Source organism: Ammonifex thiophilus (assembly GCF_003368535.1).
GTDB lineage: Bacteria > Bacillota > Desulfotomaculia > Desulfotomaculales > Ammonificaceae > Ammonifex > Ammonifex thiophilus.
The window spans coordinates 21731-45644 of record NZ_QSLN01000007.1; the positions used below are offsets into that span (position 1 = coordinate 21731).

A 23914-nucleotide genomic window follows, 5' to 3' on the forward strand; every position below is an offset into this window, starting at 1 on the left:
GGGGCCTGATGTTCAAGAAGGTACTCATCGCCAACCGGGGAGAAATTGCGCTGCGCATAATAAGGGCCTGCCGCGAACTGGGAATAAAGACGGTGGTGGTTTATTCCGAGGCGGACCGCGAGAGCTTACCGGTCCGGCTGGCCGACGAAGCGGTATGCATCGGCCCCCCGCCGGCTAGCCAAAGCTACCTCAACATCACCAACATCCTGAGCGCCGCCGAGGTAACCGGGGCAGACGCCATTCACCCGGGCTACGGCTTTTTGGCGGAGAACGCTAGTTTTGCCGAGATATGTTCCACCTGCGGGCTCACCTTTATAGGCCCGCCGGTAGAAGCCTTGGAGAAGATGGGCTCCAAAGCTCTGGCCCGCAAGACGGTAGCGGAGGCAGGCGTTCCGGTGGTTCCCGGATCGGAAGAGGTCATAACCGATGTAAAGGAGGCTCTGCGGCTGGCGGCAGAGCTCGGCTACCCGGTACTCATAAAGGCTTCAGCTGGCGGGGGTGGACGGGGGATGCGGGTGGTACACACGCCGGCAGAGTTAGAAAAGGCCCTGGCCGCAGCCCAATCGGAGGCAGAAGCGGCCTTTGGCAACCCCGAAGTTTACCTGGAGAAGTACTTGGAGGAGCCCCGCCACATCGAGTTTCAGATAGTGGGGGACAAGTACGGCAACCTGGTCTATCTTGGGGAGCGCGACTGCTCCATTCAAAGGCGCAACCAGAAGCTTTTGGAGGAGTCCCCGTCGGTGGCCTTGACTCCTGAACTGCGCCGGCGGATGGGAGAAGCGGCGGTGAAGGCGGCGCAGGCGGTAGGCTACCACAACGTGGGAACGGTGGAGTTTCTGCTGGACAAGCATGGTAATTTCTACTTTATCGAGATGAACACCCGCATCCAGGTGGAGCACCCGGTAACCGAAATGGTTACCGGGTGGGACTTGGTCAAGGAGCAGATAAAACTGGCGGCCGGAGAGCGTATAACATGCCGCCAGGAGGACGTGAAACTCACAGGCTGGGCCATCGAGTGCCGCATAAACGCGGAGGATCCGGAGCGGCAGTTCACCCCCTGCCCGGGGCGTATCACCGCCTATCTTCCTCCCGGGGGGCCAGGCATCCGGGTGGACAGTGCCGTTTACCCTGGTTACGAAATTCCCCCCTATTACGACTCGCTTATCGCCAAGCTCATTGCTTGGGGACGCGATCGGGAGGAAGCTATTGCCCGGGCCGAGAGGGCCCTGGAGGAATTTATCATCGAAGGGATAAGCACGACCATCCCTTTTCACCTCAAAGTTCTACGCAACGCTTTCTTCAGACGAGGAGAAGTCTATACTAACTTCGTACAAAGGCGAATTCTAGGAGAATGAAGGGTTTTAAAGTGTGGCAGGTGAGGAAAGACTCTGATATAATGGAGGCAGTTATCGAAGGAGGTGGTGTCCTTTGACTAACGCTGGAGCCGGGCAGGAGTTGCGCAGCGAACTTGGAGCGGTGCGCATAGCCAACGAAGTGGTGGGGATCATAGCAGGCTTGGCGGCCATGGAAGTACCGGGTGTTGCGGGTATGAGTGGTGGCATCGTAGGCGGCATCGCGGAAATGCTGGGGCGCAAGAACCTCACCAAAGGGGTCAAAGTGGAGGTAGGAGAAAGAGAGGCGGCCATCGACCTTTTCATCGTGGTAAACTACGGAGTGAGAATCGCCGACGTGGCCGCCCAGGTTCAGGCTAACGTCAAACGTGCCGTAGAGGAAATGACAGGACTGGCTGTGGTAGAAGTGAACGTGCATGTGCAAGGAGTGGTCTTCCCCGAGGAAGAACGGGAAGAGGAGAGGCGCCGGGTGCGCTAAACTTTAAGGAGTGATGCTTTTGAGACCGTTGGATCGCGGTCTCCTTTTTCTGTATGTGCTCGTAGCCAACGCAGCGGCGGCCCTATTTCTTCTGGCTATAGGGGGATGGGCACCGGCTTTGGATCTTCTGGACTACCTGAATGTGGTAGCCGCGCGTTGGGGAGTAGTGGCAGGTTTGGGCGCTTTCTTCCTGGTAGGCCTGTGGCTACTCGTGGTAAGCCTATCTCCTACAAGCCGGGCTGGTTCCTTGGCGGTGATCGACGAAACCCCTTTAGGAGAAGTGAAGGTTTCTTTAGCAGCGGTGGAGAGTCTGGTGGCCAAGGTGGTGAGTTCTTTTCCCGGGGTGAAGGAAGTGAAGCCCCGGGTGATCCCCACGCCGCAGGGCATTGCGGTGGAGATCCGCCTGCTTACCACAGCCAGCGTAAGCCTTCCTACGCTGGCTCAGGAGATCCAGGAGAAGGTGCAGCAGACGGTGAAAGAAGTCACCGGCCTCGATCTCAGCCGCGTGCGGGTGATGCTGGAGAACGTGGTCACAGCCAGACCACGGGTGGAGTGAGGCGAGAAGCTATGGACTGGGAACAGTGGTGGGAGTGGATAAAGGAGCACCGAGGGAAGATCCTGGGCGTGGGATTAGGGCTGCTTTTTGGCTGGTTCGCCATCGTTTACGGTTTTTGGAAGGCGGTTTTTGTGGCGCTTTGCGTTGCGGTAGGCTACTTCCTGGGTAAGAAAGTGGACGAGCGCACTGATTGGAGGCGGCTGTGGGAAAGGTTCTTCCGATCCAGGTAGGGAGAGAGGGATGAGCCGGCGAAGGGCGCGCGAGGCGGCCCTGATGGTTCTTTTTCAAGTGGATGTGGGAGGAGCCGTGGTGGAGGAAGCGCTGGAGCGCACCTTGGCGGAGTGGCGCCTGGGCAACGCCAGCAGGGAGTTCGCTACCTCTCTGGTTTTGGGCACCCTGGCTCACCGCCCGCAGATAGACCGGGTGATAGAGGAGCTCAGCCGGGGGTGGCGGCTGGAGCGTATGAACCGGGTGGACCGGAATGTGATGCGCTTGGCTCTCTACGAACTCTTGTTCCGGCAGGATATACCGCCGGCGGTGGCCATCAACGAGGCGGTAGAGCTGGCCAAGCGCTATGGGGGGGAGGAATCCCCCCGCTTCGTCAACGGCATTCTGGGCAAGGTGGCAGAAAATCTTTCTCTTTACCGTGAGAGGGTAGGCTTCCCTTCCTGACCTTTCACCCCTTTCTTTTTTCCGCTGGTGCGCTTTATATTGGTTCCCAACTGTTACTAGAGCTATATTGAGGGCAAAACATACCGTGGTTTAAGGGTGGTGGACGAGGGAAGTGGCCGTTTTGCTTTCGGGTAAAGAGTTGGCGGCGCAGATCAAAGAAGAAGTGCGGGAAGAAGTGGATCGGTGGAAGGCCAGAGGGGTAACCCCCAAGCTGGTGGCAGTCCTGGTAGGAGATGACCCCGCGGCGGTGGTTTATGCCCAAGCCAAGGAAAAGGCGCTAAAAAGTGTAGGCATGGCCTATGAACTGGTGAAGTTCGGCGCCACGGCTGCACAAGAGGAGGTGGAGGCCAAGCTCAAGGAACTTAGCGCCTCCCCCGAAGTGCACGGAATTATCCTGGAATTTCCCCTCCCTCCGCACTTAAACAAGGATCGCCTTCTTTCTGCCCTTTCCCCTTTGAAGGATGTGGACGGGCTTACCTACGAAAACCGAGGGCGTTTGTTTTCCGGTGAGGAAGGCCTTTTCCCAGCTACGCCACAAAGTTGTCTTATTATCTTAGAACGCCACGGGATCGAGTTGGCGGGTAAGCACGTAGTGGTGGTGGGCCGGGGGGAGACGGTGGGCCGGCCTCTCCTTCCCCTTCTGCTTCGGAAAGATGCTACGGTTACTGTGTGCCACAGCCGGACGGCGGACCTTGGCTACCATACCCGGCAAGCCGAGATCCTCATCGTGGCCGCCGGCCGTCCCGGCTTGATCACCGGAAATATGGTGAAGCCGGGGGCGGTGGTGGTGGATGCCGGTATAAACCAGACCGAGCAGGGCATATGTGGGGATGTGGACTTTCCCTCGGTGGAACCAGTAGCCGGTTATCTAACCCCTGTGCCCGGTGGAGTAGGAAGCCTCACCACGGTCATGTTGATGAAGAATTTGCTCAAGGCCATGTCCCTGTAGGGATGCTAGTAGGAGGTAGATCTCAGTGGGGGTTTTTGGCTGGAGCTTGGGACAATTTCTTAAAGAGGCAGCTTCCTCTAGCCCCACGCCGGGAGGGGGAAGCGTGGCGGCCTTAACCGGGGCTCTGGCCGCTTCCATGGCGGCCATGGTGGCCAATCTCACCCTGGGTAAGGAGAAATTTCGGGAAGTGGCCCCGGATATGGAAAGGGTGCGCCGCGAGGCCGAAGAAACTCTAGAGGCCATGGAGAAGCTCATGGAGGCGGACATGGAAGCTTTTAACACCTATATGCAAGCCTTGCGGCTTCCCAAGAGTACGCCAGAGGAGAAAAGCTTTAGGCAGCAGAAGATGCAAGAAGCCTTGCGCCGGGCCACGGAAGTGCCTCTGGAGATAGCCGAGCGTTGTTTTAAGGTGCTGGAGCTGGCCCTGGAGGTGGCCCGCAAGGGGAACGAAATGGCGGTAAGCGACGCGGGGGTTGCTGGACATCTGGCCTGGGCCGCGCTGCAGGCGGCACTTTTGAACGTGGACATAAACCTGCCCTACCTCAGGGACGAGGAGCTGGCGGCACAGTTCCGGGCCCAGAAGGAGGATCTTTTAGAGAAAGGGAGGAAGGTCTGGGAACGGGTGTTCACCGCCGTCCAAGAAAAAATGATAAAATAAAAACTATGAAGCGGATAAGATGTGTCCTTAGTTGGCGGGAACGTAAGCGCAAGATTATCCTGGGGCTCGTGCTTCTGAGCTTGTCATCGCTTGCCTTTTGGGGGCCCAAGACGCCCTGGGCTTTACTGGGGCTAGTGGGCCTTTTGCCTTTAATCTCAGGGATCACCGGCTACTGACCGGGAAAGTCCTGAAATTCTGTGCCCGGGAGGCACGAAAGGTAAGTGCAGCGACTTTCGGAAGCTCAGCGGGTAGCCTCTCTCTCGGTGCTGCTTAACCTGGCAGTAACGGCGGCCAAAGGTATCCTGGCTTTCCTCACAGGAAGCACCGCGTTATGGGCGGAAACTCTGCACAGCCTTTCCGACCTGGCGGCCAGCTCGGCTACCTGGGTGGGGATCCGCCTGGCGCGGCTTAAAAGTCGGGCCTTCCCCTGGGGGCTTTACAAGGTAGAGAACCTGGTCTCGTTGCTGATTGCCGGGGTGGTTTTCTTTGCCGGCTACGAGATTTTCCGCGAAGGGGTGCTGGGGCAGCGGCAGGTAGAACTCACCAACCTTTCGGTGGCCGTCCCGGGGCTGGCAGCAATCATCGTCGCCGTTTTTCTTTTTTCCTGGTATGAGAAGCGCAAAGGGGAGGAGTACAATTCCCCGGCTCTTAAAGCTGACGCCTTGCACCTGCGGGCCGATTCGGTTTCGGCCCTGGTGGTGCTGGTAAGCCTGGTGGGGGCCTGGCTGGGGTATCCTTTTCTCGAGAAGATAGCCACGGTGGTGGTCATCCTTTTTCTGGCCCGGGCCGGGGGAGAGATAATGGTAGATGCGCTCCGGGGCCTACTTGATGCTTCGGTGGACTACGCCACCTTAGACAAGATAAGGGAGACCATAGCCCGCGATCCGCGGGTTACCGGAATCAAGCGCATTATGGCCCGCAATTCCGGCAGCGTGATCTTCGTGGTGGCCGAAATAACCCTGCGCTCTCACAGCCTCAAGGAGGCCCATGCTATATCCGAGGAGATAGAGGAGGCAGTGAAAGAGGCGGTCCCCGGTATAGAGCGGGTGACCATCCACTACGAGCCGGAGGAGAAAGACTATCTGACGGTGGCTGTACCTCTGGCCGGCCTGCGGGGGGAAATTTCGGAACACTTCGGCAGCGCCCCTTACCTGGCCCTGCTCAAGGTGGACCGCCAAACATGGGAGGTAAAGGAGCAAATCACCCTTCCTAACCCCTTTCTGCGGGAGGAGAAAGGGAAGGGGATGAAGCTGGCTCATTTCCTGGTGGAGAGAGGGGTGGATTTGGTCCTCACCCAGGAGTCGCTGGAGGAAAAGGGGCCCGCTTACCTCTTTGAAGCCGCCGACGTTTCCTACCGCACCATCGCCCACCGGGACCTGGCGGCGGTTATAGAAGACTTGGGTGAGCTCATAGCGAGGAGGGAGGAGCGGACTGAGGTTCGAGGTACTGGCCCAGGAAGGAAAGGCTAGGTGGGGTAGGCTTTTCACCCCGCACGGCGTGGTAGACACGCCTGTTTTTATGCCCGTGGGAACTCAGGCCACGGTCAAGGGGTTAACACCGGAGGAGTTGGGAGCTCTCGGAACCCAGATACTCCTCTGTAACACCTACCATCTTTACCTGCGCCCCGGTGTTTCCATCGTGGAAGAAGCGGGGGGGCTGCACCGTTTCATGCGCTGGTTCGGTCCCATCTTGACCGACAGCGGAGGCTTTCAAGTGCTGAGCCTGGCCCCTTTACGCAAAGTCACCGACGAAGGGGTTATCTTCCGGTCTCATTTGGACGGCAGCGAGCACCTCTTTACCCCTGAGAAGGTGGTGGATTTGCAGGAGAGGCTAGGCCCGGACATAGCCATGGTGCTCGACGAGTGTCCACCCTACCCCGCTTCCCGGGAAGAGATCGAGAGGGCGGTAAAGCGGACCTCCGCCTGGGCGGAGCGCTCGCTAAAGGTTTGGCGGCGGAAGGAGGTGACCTTTTTCGGAATCGTTCAGGGTGGGGTTTACCGTGACTTGCGGGAGAGAAGCGTTAAGGAGTTAGTGGCCCTGGATTTTCCCGGCTACGCCATAGGAGGGCTTAGCGTGGGAGAGCCCAAGGAACTCACCTACGCGGTGCTGGACTGGGTGGTTCCCTTGCTTCCCCCGGACAAGCCTCGCTACCTCATGGGCGTGGGAACGCCGGAAGACATTTTGGAAGGGGTGGCTCGGGGGGTGGATATGTTCGACTGCGTGCTCCCTACCCGGCTGGGGCGCCACGCCACCGTCTTTACCCGCCGGGGGAGGATAAATATCCGCCGCGCGGCTTATGCCCGCGACTTCGGCCCCTTGGAGGAGGGGTGCCAGTGCTACACTTGTCGGCACTACACTAGAGCTTACCTCCACCACCTCTTCCGGGCGGAGGAAATGCTGGGACCAAGGCTCTTGACTCTGCATAACCTGCACTTCCTTTTCAGGCTCATGGAAAGAATCAGAGAGGCCATCGCTTCCGGGACCTTCGCCCACCTTTACGAGACCTGGTTGCGAGGTGGGGGAGAGTAAGATTTTTATAAAACCGCCGCGGGAAGACCCGTCTCCATAAAGGCGGACGGATCGATCACGGCGGCCAGGTTTTTGTGCTACAATCAACTCAAGCGCCGCATTCCGGAAGAAAGGAGGTGAAGTGCGTGGCCTGGAGCGATAAGTCACACCCCCACCGTCTCCTTCTGACCAAACAGTTCCCGCTGGGGTTGGAAGCACTGCCGGTCTTCCAACCCGTCATGCTGGCGGCAAACCGCATCTGGAACTCCTGCGTCTGGCACAGTCGCGAGACCTTCAGGCAGGAAAACCGCTGGCCGACAGAAGCGGAACTCAAGGCGAAGTTCAAAGCTTTTGCCGCGTGGAAGGAACTCCATTCCCAGTCGGCCCAGGCGGTGGCGGAGGAGTACTTCGAAGCCGTGTCTGCCTACCGCAAGCACAGGGAAAACGGCCACCTGGAAATGAGCCCGCCGGGCTTCAAGCCGAAGAACCACCTCCGCACCGTCACCTGGAAGAGGCAGGGCTTCGATGTTGAGGACGACACCCTCGTGTTGAAGCTCTCCCGGAAGAAGGAACCCATCAAGGTTGCGCTGCCCGGAGGCTGGAACGTGGTCACCCTGCCGGACGGCACAGAGGTGAAGGGCGTCCCGGTCGAGGTCAAGGTGAAGGCGGTCGTCCGCCGCCGCAAAGTGGAAAACCTGGTACTCCACGTGACCCTCGACCTGGGAGTGGTGTCTGTAAACCAGACGGGTGCCGTCTCGGCCTACGACTACAACTCCGCCATGTTCGCCCGCGCTGTATCCAGTGGCCGACTCGACCTGTTTGTGTGCCGGGAGCTCCTCTCCCTGGTGCAGTACAGGAACAAAACTATAGCAGAGTTTCAGGAAAAGGTGAGCCGCCTGAAAGAAGGCTCCCGCAGGTGGAGGAGGTGCCTTTCCGCGAAGGTGCGTGTGCTAAAGAGACTCGACCATCGCATAAGGCAGATGGAGCACTCCCTGACGAAACTCTTTGCGGAGCTGGACGGAGCAGAAGGAGTGGCCTTTGCGGTGGTGGGAGATTTAACTGACCTGCGCCGCTTCGCCCGCACCTGGATGAAGGGTAAAAAGGCTACCCAGAAGATCAACCAGATGGCCTACGACCGGCTCCGGCAGGAGCAGCGCTACAAAAACCTGATGTGGGGTATTGAGACCGACGCCTGGACGGAAAGAAACACGTCTTCCACGTGCTGTCTCTGTGGTACCCGCGACCCTGCCTGGCGGAGGCACCGCGGTCTGTGGGTGTGCGGGAGGTGCGGGCTGGTCCTGCAGGCCGACCTCAACGGCGCGGTCAACCTCTTAAAGCAGTATCTTTTCGGCAGCTGCACCGGCCGAGTCGAGCTGCCCTTTGCCCCCAGGGGAGTACGGGTCTGGCGCTGGGACGGGAGGCACAACAGGTTCGTGCAAGTATCGTCAAGGGCCGCGTGAGCGGCACCTGACGTAGTCGGGACGGCGGTGACGGTCCCCTCCGGGAGACCCTCCGGCAACGGGTCGAAAAGGGGTCGCTCGCACCGGTGTAGCCCGGCAGGCGTATGCACCTGCCGCTGGAAGCCCTACCCCTTAAGGGGTAGGGAGGAAGTCACAGCCTGGGACGAAAGGATTTTCTTCGATCGCACCGAAAGATAACCTTGTTAGGAAAGGGGGGGGAGTTCATGCCGTCGCAGCAACTGGTATCCATCCTTTGGCTGGTGGCCATCATCGCCCTTTTTTACTTTCTCTTGATTAGGCCACAGCAGGTGCGCCAGCGCAAGCACCAAGAAATGCTCAAGGCGCTAAAGGTAGACGACCGGGTGGTGACCGTCGGCGGTATCATCGGTACCATTGCCAAAATCAAAGAGGACACTGTGATCCTCCGGGTAGCCGACAACGTCCGCATCGAGATCCTGAAACAGGCCATAGCCCAGGTACTAAACCAGGCGGAGGAAGGCGAGCGCAAGTAGATTTATGCAGCGCCGGGAAGTAAAAGTAGTAACCCTTCAGGATGTAAAAAGAAATCCGGTAGTGGAAACTTTTATTCGTAAAGGCAACCAGTTCCTGGGAGAGATGGGTTACACCGAGCACAGCTTCCGCCACGTCAACTTGGTGGCCACTATTGCTCGCAACATACTGGAGCGGTTGAATTACCCTCCCCGGGAGGCGGAGCTGGCTGCCATAGCGGGGTACTTGCACGACATAGGGAACGTAGTCAGCCGCAACGACCATGGCATTTCCGGTGCCCTCATCGCTTACCGGATCCTGAGCGATATGGGCATGCCGCCGGAGGAGTTGGCCATTGTCATCTCGGCCATAGCCAACCACGAGGAACAATACGGGCAGCCGGTCAACAACGTGGCGGCAGCGCTCATCTTGGCCGATAAGTCAGATGTGCACCGCTCCCGGGTACGCAACCCTGACCCGGCTACCTTCGATATCCATGACCGGGTAAATTACGCCGTGGAACACTCTTTTCTCTGGGTTAACGAAGAAAAGCGCACCATCACCTTGGAGCTCACCATCGACATCCAGATATGCCCGGTGATGGAGTATTTCGAGATTTTCCTTTCCCGGATGGCTTTGTGCCGCCGGGCGGCTAAGTTTTTGAAGGCCGATTTTGAACTCATGATCAACGGGGCGAAGCTACTCTAAGAGGGGGAAAGAAAGTGCGCTGGGACAAAATACTCACCTTACTGGCAGTGGTTACCGTCGTAGGGGTAGCCATGTGGTTTGCCTTCCTACCCCCGGTGAAAGACCTTCCCTGGTTTCCCATAACCAAGCATGTGCGCTTGGGACTCGACCTTCAAGGCGGGGTACACGTGGTGCTGCAGGCGGTAGACACCCCGGAGGCTAAGGTCACTCCCCAGGCCATGAAGCAGGTTCTCGCCGTCTTGCAGGAGCGGGTAAACCGCTTCGGCGTTACCGAGCCCATCATTCAGCAGCAGGGCGCTCGGCGGGTCATCGTGGAACTTCCAGGGGTGAAGAACCCCGATGAGGTGATAAACACCCTCATCCGCCCTGCTTTCTTGGAATTTAAGACCGAAAGTGGACAGGTGATCGTCACCGGCCGGGATCTGAAAGAGGCGCGTGAGGCCATTGATCCCACAACTAACAAGCCGGTGGTGCATCTCACCTTCAACGCCGAGGGGGCCAAGAAATTTGAGGCGGCCACCCGGGAGAACCTGGGGAGGCACATAGGGATCTACCTTGACGGCAAGCTCATACAGAACCCGGTCGTCGAGGCGGTCATAACGGATGGTAAGGCGGAGATCACCGGCTATCAGTCTCTAGAAGAGGCCCACCGCATAGCGGTGCTCCTGCAGTCGGGTGCTTTGCCGGTGAAGCTGGAGATACTGGAAAAACGCACGGTGGGGCCTACTCTGGGGGCGGATTCGCTGCATAAGTCCCTTTACGCCGGGGCCATCGGTGTGGCTGCCATCCTCATCTTCATGCTCCTTTATTACCGGGTACCGGGACTTATAGCTGACTTCTGCCTGGGTATTTACGCCCTGCTGGTGCTCCTGGTCTTCGTTGCCCTCAAAGCCACCATGACTCTCCCCGGTATTGCCGGGTATCTCTTGAGCTTCGGTGTAGCGGTAGACGCTAACATCTTGATATCGGAGCGCATAAAGGAGGAGCTGCGTAGCGGCAAAAGTCTACGGACTGCCGTTGACCACGGATTCAGGTACGCTTTCCGAGCTATTTTTGACGCCAACGTTACCACCGTTCTAGGAGCTCTGGTCCTCTATTACTTTGGCACCGGTCCCATCCGCGGTTTTGCCCTGACTTTGGCGGTGGGTGTTATCGCTAGCTTCCTGACGGCAGTTACCATGACGCGCTGGCTCCTGCGGCTCGTTCTCGATACAGGGCTCATCAAAAACCCCAAGCTTTACGGAGCTTAAAGGAGGTTTCGACGCCCTTGCGCTTGCATTTCGTTCGCTGGCGTTTTCTTTGGTACGCCCTGTCTTTGGCCGTGATCCTGCCCGGCCTGGTGTCGCTCTCCTTGAGGGGCTTAAACCTGGGGATAGATTTCACCGGCGGGAGCCTCATGGAAATAGAATTTCACCGCCCGGCGGAGATCGCCAAGGTAAGGCAGGTCTTGACCGATCTCGGCCTTAAAGATGCCATGATTCAGAAAGGCGGCGCTTCGGTCTTCCTCATCAGGACCCGCCCCCTCGAGGAAAAGCAAAGCCAGGAAGTGGTGAAGGCTTTGGAGCAAAAGATAGGGCCGCTCACTCTCCTGCGCTCGGATAAGGTGGGACCGGTCATCGGTAAGGAACTCACCCGCAAGGCTTTTCTGGCCTCCCTTCTCACTTTAGTTATCCTCCTCATTTACTTAGCCATCCGCTTCGACTTCAAACAGGGTGTGGCGGCCATAATCGGCCTGGTGCACGACGTACTGGTAGTTCTGGGTATATTTTCTATTTTTCAGCTAGAGGTGGACAGCTCCTTTGTGGCTGCGGTGCTCACCACCCTGGGCTACTCCCTGCACGACACGGTTATCGTCTTCGACCGTATCCGTGAGAACATCAAGATAAGGAGGCTCAGCGAGCCCCTAGCCGATGTTATCAACCTTAGCATCTGGCAGACCTTGACGCGCTCCATCAACACGGTCATGACGGTGCTCTTTGTGCTGGTGGCCCTCTACTTCCTTGGGGGCAGCACCCTGCGCAACTTCGTGCTGGCCTTGATCATAGGCGTGGTGAGTGGCGCTTACAGCTCCGTCTGCGACGCCAGCCCTATCTGGTACGATCTAAAACGCTGGGAAGAGAAGCGGCGGGCCAAGGCCCCGAAGGCCGGGAGGGCTTGAAACGATGGGAACAGCGCCTGAGCGTATCATCGTCACCGTCCTGGGAAAGGATCGCGTGGGCATTATCGCTGGGGTGGCTTCGGTATTGGCCGAGCACAACGTTAACATCTTGGACATAAGCCAAACCATTTTGCAGGAATTCTTGGCCATGATCATGATCGCCGATATAAGCCGGTGCTCGGTGGATTTGAACACCTTGAAGGAGCGCCTGGCGGCCAAGGGTCGGGAGCTAGGCGTGCGCATCGACGCCCAGCACGAGGATGTCTTTCTTTACATGCACCGGATATAGGAGGTTTTTGGAAAATTGCTGACCATCCAGGAGATCTTGGAAACTATCAAAATGATCCAGGAAGAAAACCTGGACATTCGCACCATCACTCTGGGGATAAGCCTGCGGGATTGCGCTGATCCTGACCCTCAGCGCTGCTGCCGCAAGATTTACGACAAGATAACTCGCTTGGCTGCTCGTCTCGTGCAGGTGGGGGAAGAGATCGAGCAAGAGTACGGCATCCCCATTGTCAACAAGCGTATAGCCGTCACTCCCATAGCGCTGGTGGCCGAAGGGTCGGAAGTAGAAGACTACTTGCTTTTTGCCCAGACGCTGGAAAAGGCGGCCCAGGCGGTGGGGGTGGATTTCATCGGCGGATTCAGCGCCCTGGTGCACAAAGGGTTTACCCGCGGAGACCGCTTGCTCATCGAGTCCATACCTGAAGCCTTGGCTCGGACGGAACGGGTCTGCGCTTCGGTCAACGTAGCCACCACCAGAACAGGGATCAATATGGACGCGGTGGCGATCATGGGGCACATAGTCAAAGAGACGGCCGCTCTCACGGCCGATCGGCAAGGCATAGGGGCAGCCCGACTGGTGGTCTTCGCCAACGCGCCGGAGGACAACCCCTTCATGGCGGGGGCCTTCCACGGGATAGGGGAGCCGGAGTGTGCTGTAAATGTGGGAATAAGCGGTCCAGGTGTAGTCAAGCGCGCCATCGAGAACATGCCCCCCGATGCCGATCTGGGAGAGCTGGCGGAGAAGATCAAAAAGATGGCCTTCAAAATTACCCGGATGGGGGAGCTGGTGGGCCGAGAAGCGGCCCGGCGGTTGGGGGTTTCCTTCGGTGTGGTCGATATCTCCTTAGCGCCCACACCAGCAGTCGGGGACAGCGTGGCCGAGATCCTGGAGGCCATGGGGATTGAGCGTTGCGGGGCACCTGGAACCACGGCGGCCCTGGCCCTGCTGAACGATGCTGTAAAGAAAGGTGGGGCCATGGCTTCTTCCTATGTGGGCGGCCTCTCCGGCGCCTTCATACCGGTGAGCGAAGACGCGGGCATGGTGCGGGCGGCAGCGGAAGGAGCCCTTTCCTTGGAGAAGCTCGAAGCTATGACCTCCGTCTGTTCGGTGGGGCTGGATATGATCGTCATACCCGGTGATACTCCGGCAGCTACCATAGCCGCTATCATCGCCGACGAGATGGCCATAGGAATGGTCAATAACAAAACCACCGGGGTGCGCATTATTCCCGCGCCGGGTAAGAAGCCAGGCGACTGGGTGGAGTTCGGGGGGCTTTTGGGCCGGGCTCCGGTTATACCGGTAAGCCGCTTCTCCCCTGCCGCCTTTATCGCCCGCGGGGGACGCATCCCTGCCCCCATCCAGAGCCTGGGTAACTGAAGGGGAGTCGGCTCTTGAAGAGTTCCTGGCCGGTTATCGTGGTGGGTGCAGGACCGGCCGGAGCTCTGTGCGCTTACAGCCTGGCGCGGGCCGGCCTTTCGGTCCTGCTTTTGGAAAAGGCTTGCTTTCCCCGGGAAAAGCCTTGCGGTGGGGGGCTTACCCCCAAGGCAGCGGCCCTTCTTCCTTTTTCTTTTCAGGCGGTGGTAGATGGGGAAGTGAAAAGGGCGATCCTGCGCCTTCCCGGCGTAAAAACCCTGGAGATCGGCTGGGGTCGGCCGGTCTGCTTTCTGGTGCGACGAGAACTCTTAGACACTTACCTGGCCGAGCAGGCCCGCCGAGCGGGAGCCTTTTTGCGGGAGGGCGAGGAAGTGGTGCAAATCGAGGAGACCGGGGAAGCACTGACCGTCATCACCGCCGGCGGGGCCAGTTATCGGGCACAGCTGGTGATAGGAGCGGACGGGGCATTAAGCCGAGTGGCACGGCTGGTCGGTCGCTCCCTCCCCCGGCGTTTTGCTTTGACCGCAGCCATCACTCCTCCACCGGCCTGGTCCGAGAAGAGGGACACTATTCTGATAGATCTGGAAGCGCTGCCCTACGGCTACGGCTGGGTCTTCCCTAAAGCTGGTCATCTCAATGCGGGCGTAGGCTCTTTTGCCGCCGCCCGCGAGCTACGCTTTCACTGGGAAAACTTTGCCCGGCGCAACGGACTGGGTCGGCCCCTCCGGCTGCGGGCCCACCCTCTGGCCTTAGCCGGAGAGGAGACGGAGTTAGGGCGGGGGCGAGTAATGCTCTTGGGGGACGCAGCAGGTCTGGTTGACCCCCTGACCGGCGAAGGGCTCTACGCCGCCTTCTGCAGTGCCCAGTTGGCGGCCAAGGCCATACTGGAGGAAGGGGTAGGGGAGCGGGCCGTTCCCCGGTATCGCGAGTTGGTAAAAGCTTCTCTCGGGCGCGAGTACCACTTCGCCCACCGCTTGGCTCGGCTTTTCTACCGCTTCCTTCCCCTCATCGCCCGTTACTTTTCTTCCCGGCCTGAGCAGGTTCGCCACTTCTGGGAGTTCCTCTTCTTCGGCGGGTACGCTGAGCTCTTCCGCCGGGCAGGGGCACGCTACTGGGAAAAACTTTTACGTGGCCCTTCTAGCTAGCTTAAACTGGTCGGCAGGCGCCAGGCACGAGGATAGAAATTTCTGAGCTTTCCCTGGCGGCAGTAACCCCAACCTAGAGGAAACTCCTCCACCGCTATTAGCACCCATCCTTCCTCCGCGTCTAGAGGGAACTCCTCTCCGCGCAGATAGGCTTTGAGCCTGGGATCGGAAGGGAGGAGGGACAGAACCCTTTTCGCTTGTTTGGTCTTCATCCCCAGGGCCAAGGCGTGGTCGGGCCTGAACTCACCCTGCTTAAAGATCCCTAGCCACCAGCCGGGGCGGAGTACCCGCAAGCCCTCCAGCATCTTAAAGGGAAGGGGGACGCGGTAAATGCCCTCCCGCCACAGTATCAGCCCCTCTTCGGCTGGCGTGCCCTTCAGATGTCGTTCACAGAAGGAGCGGTAAGCCTTTGCTGCTTCTGGGGGAAGAGAATTGCCAGGGTGGGGGTGGGAAGAGGCCTTTTCCCCTTCCCTCTGTAAGAGAGCGTAAAAGTGCCCTTTTCCCGGTCCCCGGTGAGGCCAGAGGCGCACTGCTCGCGCGAGCTCGGGAAGGTAGGGGTGGATCCACTCCGGACGCCCCCGGTCGAAAAGGGGGTGCCTTTCCACTTCCACCAGGTGAAACTCGGGATGAGTCCTCAGGAAAGAGGCTATTACTTCCTCGTTTTCTTCTGGTGCGAAGGTGCAGGTAGCATAAAGCAAGAGACCCCCTGGGCGGATAAGCCGGGCGGCATGCTGCAAAATGTGGCTTTGCAAAGCGGCCATTTTGCAAACGGTCCTGGGCGACCAGCGGCGCCTGGCCTCGGGATCGAAAGCCAGAGTGGCTTCTCCCGAACAAGGAGCGTCCACCAGAACGCGGTCAAAAAGACCGGCGAAGCGCTGGGCCAGGCGGGCCGGTTCTTCCTGCAGGACTACCGCGCAGGTTACCCCCATTCTCTCCAGGTTACGGGCTAAGACGGTGACCCGTCGGGGGTTAGGGTCGTTGGCTACCAGAACCCCGCAGTTTTGCATGCGCGCGGCCAAGTGGGTGGCCTTTCCTCCCGGTGCAGCGCAAAGATCCAGTACCCACTCCCCTGGTTGGGGATCCAGGAGAACCCCGGCTAACATGGCCGCCGGATCCTGCAGGTAGTAAAGGCCGGCAACATGGTAAGGGTGGAGGGCTGGCCGGGCTCTGGCATCCAGCACCACGAAGCCCTCCGGACACCAGGGAACTGGATCCAGGGGAAAGGGGCTACGCTTGGCGAAATGCTCAGGTAAAAGCTTCAGAGTATTCACCCGGAGCGCCGGCGGTTCGGGTCGCTTCAGGGCCTCCGCGAAAGGCTTTACTTCTTCTCCCAGAAGGCGGGCCATACGTTGGAGAAAATCTTCCCACCTGCCAGCCATACTTTCATTATATCCGTCGGGAGTTTTTCGGGCGGACTGAGGAAGAATAATTCCCGGCAAAGAATATCGTGAGAGGGTGGGCGCGGGATGATGATGGAGCCGATTCCCGAAGCCAAAACCTCGGCCTTGGCTCAGATGCGGGAGATGGGGACAACGGTAGTGCCGCAACCCCGCAGCAACATTCACTGTCTCACCATCGTGGGGCAGATCGAGGGACATCTGGTCCTGCCCCCGCAAAATAAAACTACCAAGTATGAGCACGTTCTCCCTCAGCTTGTTGCCCTGGAGCAGCATCCGGAGGTAGAGGGGATACTGGTGATACTCAACACGGTCGGGGGAGACGTGGAGGCGGGCTTGGCCATTGCGGAAATGTTAGCCTCTCTTTCCAAGCCCACCGTTTCCCTAGTTCTTGGCGGAGGTCATTCCATAGGGGTTCCCATCGCCGTCGGATGTCGCTACTCTTTTATCACCGAGACGGCCAGCATGACCATCCACCCCATAAGACTCACCGGCCAGGTTATAGGCGTGCCGCAGACTTGGGAGTACCTGGAAAAGATGCAAGATAGGGTCATAAAGTTTGTAGTACGGCACTCACGTATAGAAGAGTGGCGCTTTCGGGAACTGATGTTCCGCTCGGGGGAGCTGGCGCGAGACATAGGGACGGTGCTGGTGGGAAGAGAAGCGGTGGACTGCGGGCTCATTGACGAGGTGGGAGGAGTGCGGGAGGCGCTTGCCAAGCTCCGGGAACTCATAGCCCTCAACCGGGCCTCTCCTCCTCCCTTTCCCACTTGAGGAGGTGAAAGTTTTGCTGCTTTACACTCCTCTCCCCTTAGAGCTGGTGTGGGAGGAAGGAAAAGTACCCATTCAGCGCCTCTGTTTCTTGAAAGGAGTGCCGGTGCTGGTGGAAGTCACGGGACGGGGGGAAGGTAAGATCGTGCGGGTTCTGGCCACCGATCCCTTTTCTTTCCTCGACGTGGCTTTAACGCCGGGACAGAAGGTGTGGTTTAGAGAAGGGGAATGAAGGCAGTGACTCCCAAAGAAGAGGCGAGGCTTGCCTACCTGCTGGGACAGCTGGAAAGGCGGACTAAGGAGCTGGCCTTGCAGGTGGAGAAGATGCGACTGGCCGAGTATGTGAGGCTTTTGGAGCACCCCTGGCGCTTAATGTATGTGAATTTCATTTCCGGAGTAGCGCGAGGGCTGGGGATAGCGGTGGGTTTTGCCCTGCTCAGTAGCATTTTGCTTTACTTCTTGCGGATGCTAGTGACAGCCAACCTTCCGGGGATAGGCCGCTTTATCGCGGAGATCGTACGCATGGTGGAAATGCACCTGTACTGAGGCTTTCCGGGCCGCGCGGGGTGCAGATTGGAGCCGATTTTGGCAATAGTTTGCTCTGGCTTGGCAGAAATTTCAGCCCCGTCGACTAATAAGCAATTGAAAAAAATTTCCACAGCCTCAGTAAAGGGTTAAAATTCACCAAATATTACGCCGTGCTCTGCATGGACGGGGACAACATGGGCAAGTGGGTAGGGGGGCACTTTCTGAAAGATCCTGTTGCTTTGGCCGACTTTCAGCGGGCTCTCACCCGCGAACTTGATCGGTATGCCGATTGGGTGCGCGGATTTATAAAACCGCGGATCTTCTCCGTGGTCAGACGATCAAAAACTTTGGACCCTTCCTCGAAAAAGGGGCAAGCTACGACGGGGAGAAAGGGACTTTCCAGTTTTCTTTGCCTGGAAAGAGAGTTGTCTTTGATCCGCCCCTTATTCCCGAGCGATCCTTTTTTGAGTTGCTGGATAAACGCTGCAGGCAGGCACTCAAAAGTTCCGGGCTTGAGTTCAGAAGAATAGTCGCTCGCTTGAAGGGCCGGTTAGTGGTGGGTTTGGGAGCAGAATCAGTTTACGAAGTTTCCTTGGCCCTCTATCCGCTTTACGGTTTCCCTTGTGTGCCGGCCAGCGCATTCAAAGGGCAGTGCGCAGCGCGGTGATCTGGAAGGAATTTGGGGTAAGGAAGAGAGAGCGCTCGGCGATCCCTTATTCTGCCGCGTTTTCGGGCGGGAGGAGCGGGGAGGAGTGTGCTTTTTCGATGGGTTTCCTCTGGAGCCGCCTGTGGTGGTAGAAGACGTACTGAATCCGCACTACGCACCGTACTACCAGGAAGGCGGAGCCTTTCCCCCCGGGCGATTACTACAACCCGATTCCGGTGTTTTTCGGAGCGGTAGAAGGGGGTTCCTGGGTTTTCTATCTGAATATTGGGAAAGAAGTGGGAGAAGCCGAAGGAAAGGAATTGCTAGAAAAAACAGTCAAGTGGCTGGACTACGCCTTTTCTACTCACGGCGTGGGAGCTAAAACGGGTCTGGGCTATGGCTTGATGTCTGTGAGCGTTATCGAGCTCCGGTAGCATGGTGACCTTGATCTCCGTGCCGAAAAGCGCGCCGTTAGTACGCCGGGGTGGAGGTGCATATGCTGGCGGCAGACTAACCGGAACAAAGGCCCTTACTCTCAGTGTGCCTGCGAGGGTTAAGAGTTAGCGCAATTCCGTACTTTGTCTAGAAAGATGCAGTAAATAAGAGTGGGTGGCCATTTTTTGCGGTTTACACCAGCAAATCTGGGGTTTGCTCTGTCTGCTGCCGCCATGTTATAATTGCCGTCGACCTGGGCGGTTAAAGGGCGCTGGGAGCTACCTGCTGTTTGGAAGATTATAACAGATCCAGTGCTGGCGCGGGTTTCGGGAATCGGGAGTTGCCGTCGACCCCCTGGGGTTTTGGGGTTAACCGAAGGTCGACGGCAATCTGGAGAAGGTGGCAGGAGCTCGGAGCGAGAAAAATCAAGGCCTCCCGCCCCCAAACATGCTTCGTAGCAATCGAACCATTGTGGGATTGAAAGAGCGATCGAAGCGATAAAGGAGCGCTTTCCGGTCGAAGGTAGCAATCGAACCATTGTGGGATTGAAAGAGCGGCTACGAATGACCACCACCTCCTTTTGGAAGGCGTAGCAATCGAACCATTGTGGGATTGAAAGTCCACCCGGATGTTCTGTGTCCCTTTAGGCCAGTTGGTAGCAATCGAACCATTGTGGGATTGAAAGGGACGCGGCCGCCCTGGCTGCGTGCAAGCAGGCCACGTAGCAATCGAACCATTGTGGGATTGAAAGCGCGCATAGCGTCCAACACCTCTTGGGGCTTGAGCGTAGCAATCGAACCATTGTGGGATTGAAAGTAGAAAGGGGAGGGCGTAGGCAATGGTGGAAGAGAGTAGCAATCGAACCATTGTGGGATTGAAAGCTTTTTCAACCAACCCTTGATTTCGCTTGCAATCCACGTAGCAATCGAACCATTGTGGGATTGAAAGATTTCTCTACGGTCTACACGTATAGTGCCGTTATAGTAGCAATCGAACCATTGTGGGATTGAAAGCCTGGTGGTGGAGCTGGAGCCGGGCGTTACGGTGACTGGTAGCAATCGAACCATTGTGGGATTGAAAGCCTGCTTTAGGGCGCCGTTTAGGACGCGGTGGACGCGTAGCAATCGAACCATTGTGGGATTGAAAGGCGGCTGGCTGAAGAAGGTTTCGGGGGGCAGGATGTGTAGCAATCGAACCATTGTGGGATTGAAAGTTTCCAGCTCCGGGTCTTCCGCTCGCTGGACCTCTAGGGTAGCAATCGAACCATTGTGGGATTGAAAGTTTCGCCATTAAGCCTAACAGCTCATAAGCAGAAAGAGTAGCAATCGAACCATTGTGGGATTGAAAGTGATGGAGGATACTCCCCAGGCATGGCGCGCATATGGTAGCAATCGAACCATTGTGGGATTGAAAGAGTGTGGGATTGAAACGAAAAGGGGAAATCGGTTCGTTGAGATCCGGAGTGGCATCCGGTCTTTTTATTTTTTGCTCATCGTGAAAGGTGTTGCGGGCGGGAGCTGGGCACTTCGTTCGCGCCAGGCACCTAGTTTTCTCTTGGAGCTTGCGCCAGGGGAGCTGGGAAATATCTTGAAAGGAAAGAATCAGGCCTGTTGAGATAGGGATCCCCTTATGCAGCTTATAAGGGAGGGGAACCTTCTTCGGTCCGGGGAATACTACAACTACTTCGAAGCGGGTACTGGGGGCGAGCCGGAGCAGGGAAGCTTACCTTGCACCAGGGGTGCTCGTCTCTGAGGGAGAAAAGGAAGGAGGTTTTAGAGCCTTGACCGAAGGAATAGACCTGGAGCGCTTTCGTCGGCGCTTGCTCCAGGAGAAAGAAGAGCTGGAGGAAAGGGCCCATAGTGAGCGCCAATCAATGCGCGAAGCTACAGGGGAGCTATCTCTGGCCGACAACCACCCAGCCGATATAGGGAGCGAGCTCTTTGAGCGGGCCAAGGATTTGGCCTTGCGGGAAGATGCCCTCCTGAAACTCCAAGCTATAGAGGATGCCCTTCGTCGACTGGAAGAAGGGACTTATGGGCGCTGTGAAAGCTGCGGCGCACCTATCCCCCGCGAGAGGCTAGAAGCGGTTCCCTACACTACTCTCTGCCACGCCTGCAAAGAAAAACAGGAAGCGGAAAAAGTTAAGCGCATTCGCCCCGTGGAAGAGGAAGTCCTGGGTACTCCCTTCTTGGAAGCAGGGGATGACCTAGGTTACAATCAGGAAGAGGTGTGGGAGGATGTAGCTCAGCATTCCCTTTCCACTGAACTGGAGGAGCGGGAAGGGGCAGACGGAATACCGGTTACGCGCGAAGACGGCGTTTGGTACCAGGATTTCCGCCCTTATGAAGATCCACCGGCGGGTAAGTCCTAATTTTAAGGTGGGAGAGGCAGGATTTCGACCGGTGAAGGGCGAATAACCCCAATTAGGGGGGCAGGTATGTGCTGACTTTCTGGGGGGATCTGCGAGAGGACTTGGACCGTGTGGAAGAGGAAATCCGAAAGCTGGTGGCGCATGCCCCTTCTCCTCTGCGCGAGCCAGCCTTTCACCTGCTGACTGCCGGGGGCAAGCGCCTGCGGCCGGCCCTCGCTTTGTTGTGTGCCCACTTTGGCCACTACTCCCTGGAGCGGGTCCTCCCGCTGGCGGCGGCGGTGGAGCTCATCCACATGGCCACGCTAGTACATGACGACGTGATCGACGGAGCCGAGATGAGGCGAGGTATCCCCACGGTCCATTCGCGCTGGGGTCCGGAGACAGCCATCAAGGTGGGAGATGTCCTCTTTGCCCAGGCCATAGAACTGGTCTCTGGCTACGACGATCCAATGGTGGCGAGGAAACTGGCAGCCACCTGCCTAGCCATGTGCACAGGAGAATTCGCGCAAGAAAGAGAGAGCTACAGTCCTCACCAGAGCGTTTGGCGCTATTTCCGGCGCATCCGCCGGAAGACGGCTCTCTTCATCGGTGCCGCCTGCGAGTTGGGGGCCAGGGTATGCGAGGCCCCGCCTGTGGTCTGTCAGGCCCTACGGCAATACGGGTTGGCCCTGGGAATGGCTTTCCAGGTGGTGGACGACGTGCTCGACCTGGTGGCCGAGGAGCGGGTGTTGGGCAAGGTGGTAGGTGGGGATATCCGCCAGGGGATAGCTACTCTTCCTGTTATTTACGCCTGGAGCCGGAGCAGGAGGGGGCGGCGGCTTAAAGAAATCATTTGCATGCGGGGGAAGAGCGAGGCGGAGGTTCAGGAAGCCATTGCCATAGTCAAAGAAGCGGGAGGAATAAGTTTTAGTCTGGAAGTAGCGCAGGCTTTTACCAACAAGGCCTTGCGCTTTTTGCGTTCTCTCCCTGCCATACCCCAGCGCCGCCGCCTGGAGCAAATTGCCGAGTTCGTCCTTACCCGCAGCTTTTGATACCATTGAAGGAGAGGTAGCGTGCTTTATCCTATCTTCTTGCGGTTGGAAGGAAAGCTTTGCGTGGTGGTGGGCGGCGGACAGGTGGCCACCAGAAAGGTGGAGGGGCTTCTGGCCTGCCGGGCGCGGGTGCGGGTCATAAGCCCTGAAGTGGCACCCTCCCTGCGCAGGTGGGCTCAAGAAGGGAAAATAGAATGGTGGGCCCGGGAGTTTCGTGCGGGTGACACGGCGGGGGCTTTTTTGGTGATAAGCGCCACCGACAACCGGGAAGTAAACGAGGCGGTAGCCCGGGAATGCCAAGCTGGCGGAGTGTGGGTGAACGTGGTCGACACTCCGGAGCTTTGCGACTTTTATGTCCCTTCGGTGGTGCGCCGGGGAGACTTGACCGTGGCCATCTCCACCCAGGGAAAGAGTCCGGGGCTGGCCCGAGCTCTGCGGCAGTGGCTGGAAGCCAGGCTCTCTCCGGCGTGGGGGGAATTTCTGGCTTATTTAGGAGAATTGCGCCCCCGTCTCTTGAAGCTTGAGAAGGGGGAAAAGGAGCGAGTGCTGACCGGGTTGGTGGGTCCGGATATCGTGGAAGCCTTGGAACGTAACGACCTCGGTCGAGCAAAGGAGTTGGTGAGGCGTGTTCTTGATAGTAGTGGGGCTTAACCACCGGACAGCGCCGGTCCAGGTGCGGGAGCGTTTCTCCTTTACTCCGACGCAGGCGCGTGAGCTGCTAGTCGAGCTCAAGCGCAGATCTGGAGTAGAGGCTGTAGTTCTGCTTTCTACCTGTAACCGCACGGAATTTTACCTGCTCCTCTCCAAGGAAGTAGCCCGCACAGCGGTCATCGAGGTAATTTCCCGACGGGCGGGGGTGGAGTTTGAGACGGGACTCAAGCCCTATCTTTACGCCCACACCGAGCGCAACTGCGTTAAGCATCTTTTTCGGGTGGCTTCGGGCCTGGACTCGATGGTACTAGGAGAGACCCAGATACTGGGACAGGTGCGCGACGCCTATCACCTGGCGCTGGAGGTAGGTGCCACCGAGAGTTACTTCAATGCCCTTTTCCAGCAGGCCCTGGCGGTGGGAAAGCGGGTGCGCGTGGAAACTGGTATTGACCGCAATGCGGTTTCAGTGAGCTCCGCGGCGGTGGAGTTGGTTCGGCAAGCGCTGGGTAGCTTGGCGGAGCGCACGGTACTGATAGTGGGTGCGGGTAAGATGGGAGAGCTTACGGTCAAGCACCTGGTGGCTAACGGGGTGGCGGGAGTGATAGTGTCCAACCGCTCCTTCGATCACGCTAGGGAGCTGGCGGCGCGTTTCGGTGGCCGGGCCGTACGCTTTGACGAGCTTTACGAGCAGATGCTGGACGCGGATATAGTGATCAGTTGCACAGCGGCCACCCACTACGTTATTCATGCCGGGGCCGTGGCCGAGGTCATGCGGCGGCGGGGCGGGAGGAAGCTCTTCCTCATTGACATAGCCGTCCCCCGCGACGTGGATCCGGAGGTAGGAAAGCTCCCCGGCGTCACGCTTTACGACATCGACGCCTTGAGCAAAGTGGTGGACGAAAACTACGCGGCCCGGCGGCAGGCGGCAGTCCAAGCCGAGGCCATTATAGAAGAGGAAGTGGATAAGTTTTTGCGCCGCCAGGCCGAGCGGGCAGTGGTTCCCGTAATTGCTGCCCTTAAAGAGCGCGGCGAAGAAATAAAACAGCGGGAACTCAAGCGGGCTTTAAATCGGCTGGGTCCGCTTACCCCCCAGCAGCAGAAGGCGGTGCTCTCTTTGGCCAACAGCCTCGTCAACCAGCTTTTACACGATCCCATAGTGCGCCTGAAAGAGCTGGCCCTGACCACCCGGGGGCACGTTTACGCCGAGACTTTGCAGGAACTTTTTAACTTGGAGATAGAGAAGGCGGAAGCCCGAAGCGAGTGTTCGAGCGGGGGTAAAAGTTAGAGG

At 58.2% G+C, this 23914-nt stretch carries 25 protein-coding genes and 1 CRISPR repeat array; of the genes, 24 read left to right on the top strand and 1 reads right to left on the bottom strand.

Features of this window, described 5'->3' with window-relative positions:
• Positions 1-8 precede the first annotated feature (8 nt).
• The 17 genes from accC to DXX99_RS06245 all read left to right on the top strand — a co-directional run bounded on the left by accC (position 9) and on the right by DXX99_RS06245 (position 14796).
• A complete protein-coding gene (gene accC, locus DXX99_RS06160; RefSeq protein ID WP_115792625.1) occupies positions 9-1355 on the top strand; it encodes an acetyl-CoA carboxylase biotin carboxylase subunit in 1347 nt (448 codons plus the stop codon).
• Between the two features lie 73 nt (positions 1356-1428).
• Positions 1429-1830, top strand: a complete 402-nt coding sequence (locus DXX99_RS06165; RefSeq protein WP_115792626.1) for an Asp23/Gls24 family envelope stress response protein — start codon at positions 1429-1431, stop codon at positions 1828-1830.
• Between the two features lie 19 nt (positions 1831-1849).
• Entirely contained in the window at positions 1850-2386 is a 537-nt protein-coding gene (gene amaP / locus DXX99_RS06170) for an alkaline shock response membrane anchor protein AmaP (protein ID WP_165847741.1), read from the top strand.
• Between the two features lie 11 nt (positions 2387-2397).
• Entirely contained in the window at positions 2398-2616 is a 219-nt protein-coding gene (locus DXX99_RS06175) for a DUF2273 domain-containing protein (protein WP_115792690.1), read from the top strand.
• A gap of 10 nt (positions 2617-2626) precedes the next feature.
• Positions 2627-3058 carry a transcription antitermination factor NusB gene (gene nusB / locus DXX99_RS06180; protein WP_115792628.1) on the top strand — a complete coding sequence of 144 codons (432 nt, stop codon included), beginning with the start codon at positions 2627-2629 and terminating at the stop codon, positions 3056-3058.
• A 112-nt stretch (positions 3059-3170) separates the two neighbouring features.
• Positions 3171-4007, top strand: coding sequence for a bifunctional 5,10-methylenetetrahydrofolate dehydrogenase/5,10-methenyltetrahydrofolate cyclohydrolase (locus tag DXX99_RS06185; RefSeq protein ID WP_115792629.1), 837 nt, complete (start codon positions 3171-3173; stop codon positions 4005-4007).
• A 25-nt stretch (positions 4008-4032) separates the two neighbouring features.
• Entirely contained in the window at positions 4033-4665 is a 633-nt protein-coding gene (locus DXX99_RS06190) for a cyclodeaminase/cyclohydrolase family protein (RefSeq protein WP_205664656.1), read from the top strand.
• A gap of 221 nt (positions 4666-4886) precedes the next feature.
• Positions 4887-6134 carry a cation diffusion facilitator family transporter gene (locus tag DXX99_RS06200; RefSeq protein WP_115792632.1) on the top strand — a complete coding sequence of 416 codons (1248 nt, stop codon included), beginning with the start codon at positions 4887-4889 and terminating at the stop codon, positions 6132-6134.
• On the top strand, positions 6097-7194 hold the full coding sequence (tgt, locus tag DXX99_RS06205; protein ID WP_115792633.1) for a tRNA guanosine(34) transglycosylase Tgt: 1098 nt from the start codon (positions 6097-6099) through the stop codon (positions 7192-7194). The genes DXX99_RS06200 and tgt overlap by 38 nt, the downstream gene beginning before the upstream one ends.
• Before the next feature lie 125 nt (positions 7195-7319).
• On the top strand, positions 7320-8633 hold the full coding sequence (locus tag DXX99_RS06210) for an RNA-guided endonuclease InsQ/TnpB family protein (protein WP_115792634.1): 1314 nt from the start codon (positions 7320-7322) through the stop codon (positions 8631-8633).
• Positions 8634-8857: 224 nt separating this feature from the next.
• Positions 8858-9145 (top strand): preprotein translocase subunit YajC, encoded by a 288-nt coding sequence (yajC, locus tag DXX99_RS06215; protein ID WP_115792635.1) that lies wholly within the window; start codon positions 8858-8860, stop codon positions 9143-9145.
• A gap of 4 nt (positions 9146-9149) precedes the next feature.
• The gene (locus tag DXX99_RS06220; RefSeq protein ID WP_115792636.1) at positions 9150-9830 is read left to right on the top strand and encodes an HD domain-containing protein; all 681 of its coding nucleotides are present in this window, start codon (positions 9150-9152) and stop codon (positions 9828-9830) included.
• A gap of 14 nt (positions 9831-9844) precedes the next feature.
• Entirely contained in the window at positions 9845-11080 is a 1236-nt protein-coding gene (secD, locus tag DXX99_RS06225; protein ID WP_115792637.1) for a protein translocase subunit SecD, read from the top strand.
• A 17-nt stretch (positions 11081-11097) separates the two neighbouring features.
• Positions 11098-11988, top strand: a complete 891-nt coding sequence (secF, locus tag DXX99_RS06230) for a protein translocase subunit SecF (protein ID WP_115792638.1) — start codon at positions 11098-11100, stop codon at positions 11986-11988.
• A gap of 4 nt (positions 11989-11992) precedes the next feature.
• Complete coding sequence (locus DXX99_RS06235; protein WP_115792639.1) at positions 11993-12277, top strand: ACT domain-containing protein; 285 nt, start codon at positions 11993-11995, stop codon at positions 12275-12277.
• 15 nt (positions 12278-12292) lie between these two features.
• Entirely contained in the window at positions 12293-13654 is a 1362-nt protein-coding gene (locus tag DXX99_RS06240) for a PFL family protein (RefSeq protein WP_115792640.1), read from the top strand.
• Positions 13655-13668: 14 nt separating this feature from the next.
• Positions 13669-14796 carry a geranylgeranyl reductase family protein gene (locus DXX99_RS06245; RefSeq protein WP_165847742.1) on the top strand — a complete coding sequence of 376 codons (1128 nt, stop codon included), beginning with the start codon at positions 13669-13671 and terminating at the stop codon, positions 14794-14796.
• Here the strand turns inward: DXX99_RS06245 and DXX99_RS06250 are convergent.
• On the bottom strand, positions 14793-16175 hold the full coding sequence (locus DXX99_RS06250) for an RsmB/NOP family class I SAM-dependent RNA methyltransferase (RefSeq protein ID WP_115792642.1): 1383 nt from the start codon (positions 16173-16175) through the stop codon (positions 14793-14795). The genes DXX99_RS06245 and DXX99_RS06250 overlap by 4 nt on opposite strands.
• A gap of 87 nt (positions 16176-16262) precedes the next feature.
• Here DXX99_RS06250 and DXX99_RS06255 point away from each other — a divergent pair, with 87 nt between their 5' ends.
• The 7 genes from DXX99_RS06255 to hemA all read left to right on the top strand — a co-directional run bounded on the left by DXX99_RS06255 (position 16263) and on the right by hemA (position 23911).
• A complete protein-coding gene (locus DXX99_RS06255; RefSeq protein WP_115792643.1) occupies positions 16263-16967 on the top strand; it encodes a ClpP family protease in 705 nt (234 codons plus the stop codon).
• A 13-nt stretch (positions 16968-16980) separates the two neighbouring features.
• Positions 16981-17196 carry a YlzJ-like family protein gene (locus DXX99_RS06260; RefSeq protein ID WP_115792644.1) on the top strand — a complete coding sequence of 72 codons (216 nt, stop codon included), beginning with the start codon at positions 16981-16983 and terminating at the stop codon, positions 17194-17196.
• Entirely contained in the window at positions 17193-17510 is a 318-nt protein-coding gene (locus tag DXX99_RS06265; protein WP_115792645.1) for a DUF5665 domain-containing protein, read from the top strand. Before DXX99_RS06260 ends, DXX99_RS06265 begins: the two co-directional genes overlap by 4 nt.
• Before the next feature lie 1517 nt (positions 17511-19027).
• A CRISPR array of direct repeats spans positions 19028-19987; the repeat unit is 30 nt; unit sequence GTAGCAATCGAACCATTGTGGGATTGAAAG.
• A gap of 366 nt (positions 19988-20353) precedes the next feature.
• Positions 20354-20944 carry a TraR/DksA C4-type zinc finger protein gene (locus DXX99_RS06280; protein ID WP_115792648.1) on the top strand — a complete coding sequence of 197 codons (591 nt, stop codon included), beginning with the start codon at positions 20354-20356 and terminating at the stop codon, positions 20942-20944.
• Between the two features lie 68 nt (positions 20945-21012).
• Entirely contained in the window at positions 21013-21975 is a 963-nt protein-coding gene (locus tag DXX99_RS06285) for a polyprenyl synthetase family protein (RefSeq protein WP_115792649.1), read from the top strand.
• 21 nt (positions 21976-21996) lie between these two features.
• Complete coding sequence (locus DXX99_RS06290) at positions 21997-22626, top strand: precorrin-2 dehydrogenase/sirohydrochlorin ferrochelatase family protein (RefSeq protein ID WP_115792650.1); 630 nt, start codon at positions 21997-21999, stop codon at positions 22624-22626.
• Entirely contained in the window at positions 22601-23911 is a 1311-nt protein-coding gene (gene hemA / locus DXX99_RS06295; RefSeq protein ID WP_115792651.1) for a glutamyl-tRNA reductase, read from the top strand. The genes DXX99_RS06290 and hemA overlap by 26 nt, the downstream gene beginning before the upstream one ends.
• The last annotated feature ends 3 nt before the right edge of the window (positions 23912-23914 follow it).

What these genes read in the sequence shown, in the direction of transcription:
- accC (WP_115792625.1), top strand. Translation starts at nt 9, where the DNA reads ATGTTCAAGAAGGTACTCATCGCCAACCGGGGAGAAATTGCGCTGCGC.
- DXX99_RS06175 (WP_115792690.1), top strand. Translation starts at nt 2,398, where the DNA reads ATGGACTGGGAACAGTGGTGGGAGTGGATAAAGGAGCACCGAGGGAAG.
- nusB (WP_115792628.1), top strand. Translation starts at nt 2,627, where the DNA reads ATGAGCCGGCGAAGGGCGCGCGAGGCGGCCCTGATGGTTCTTTTTCAA.
- yajC (WP_115792635.1), top strand. Translation starts at nt 8,858, where the DNA reads ATGCCGTCGCAGCAACTGGTATCCATCCTTTGGCTGGTGGCCATCATC.
- DXX99_RS06220 (WP_115792636.1), top strand. Translation starts at nt 9,150, where the DNA reads ATGCAGCGCCGGGAAGTAAAAGTAGTAACCCTTCAGGATGTAAAAAGA.
- DXX99_RS06235 (WP_115792639.1), top strand. Translation starts at nt 11,993, where the DNA reads ATGGGAACAGCGCCTGAGCGTATCATCGTCACCGTCCTGGGAAAGGAT.
- DXX99_RS06250 (WP_115792642.1), bottom strand. Translation starts at nt 16,175, where the DNA reads ATGGCTGGCAGGTGGGAAGATTTTCTCCAACGTATGGCCCGCCTTCTG.
- DXX99_RS06255 (WP_115792643.1), top strand. Translation starts at nt 16,263, where the DNA reads ATGATGATGGAGCCGATTCCCGAAGCCAAAACCTCGGCCTTGGCTCAG.
- DXX99_RS06265 (WP_115792645.1), top strand. Translation starts at nt 17,193, where the DNA reads ATGAAGGCAGTGACTCCCAAAGAAGAGGCGAGGCTTGCCTACCTGCTG.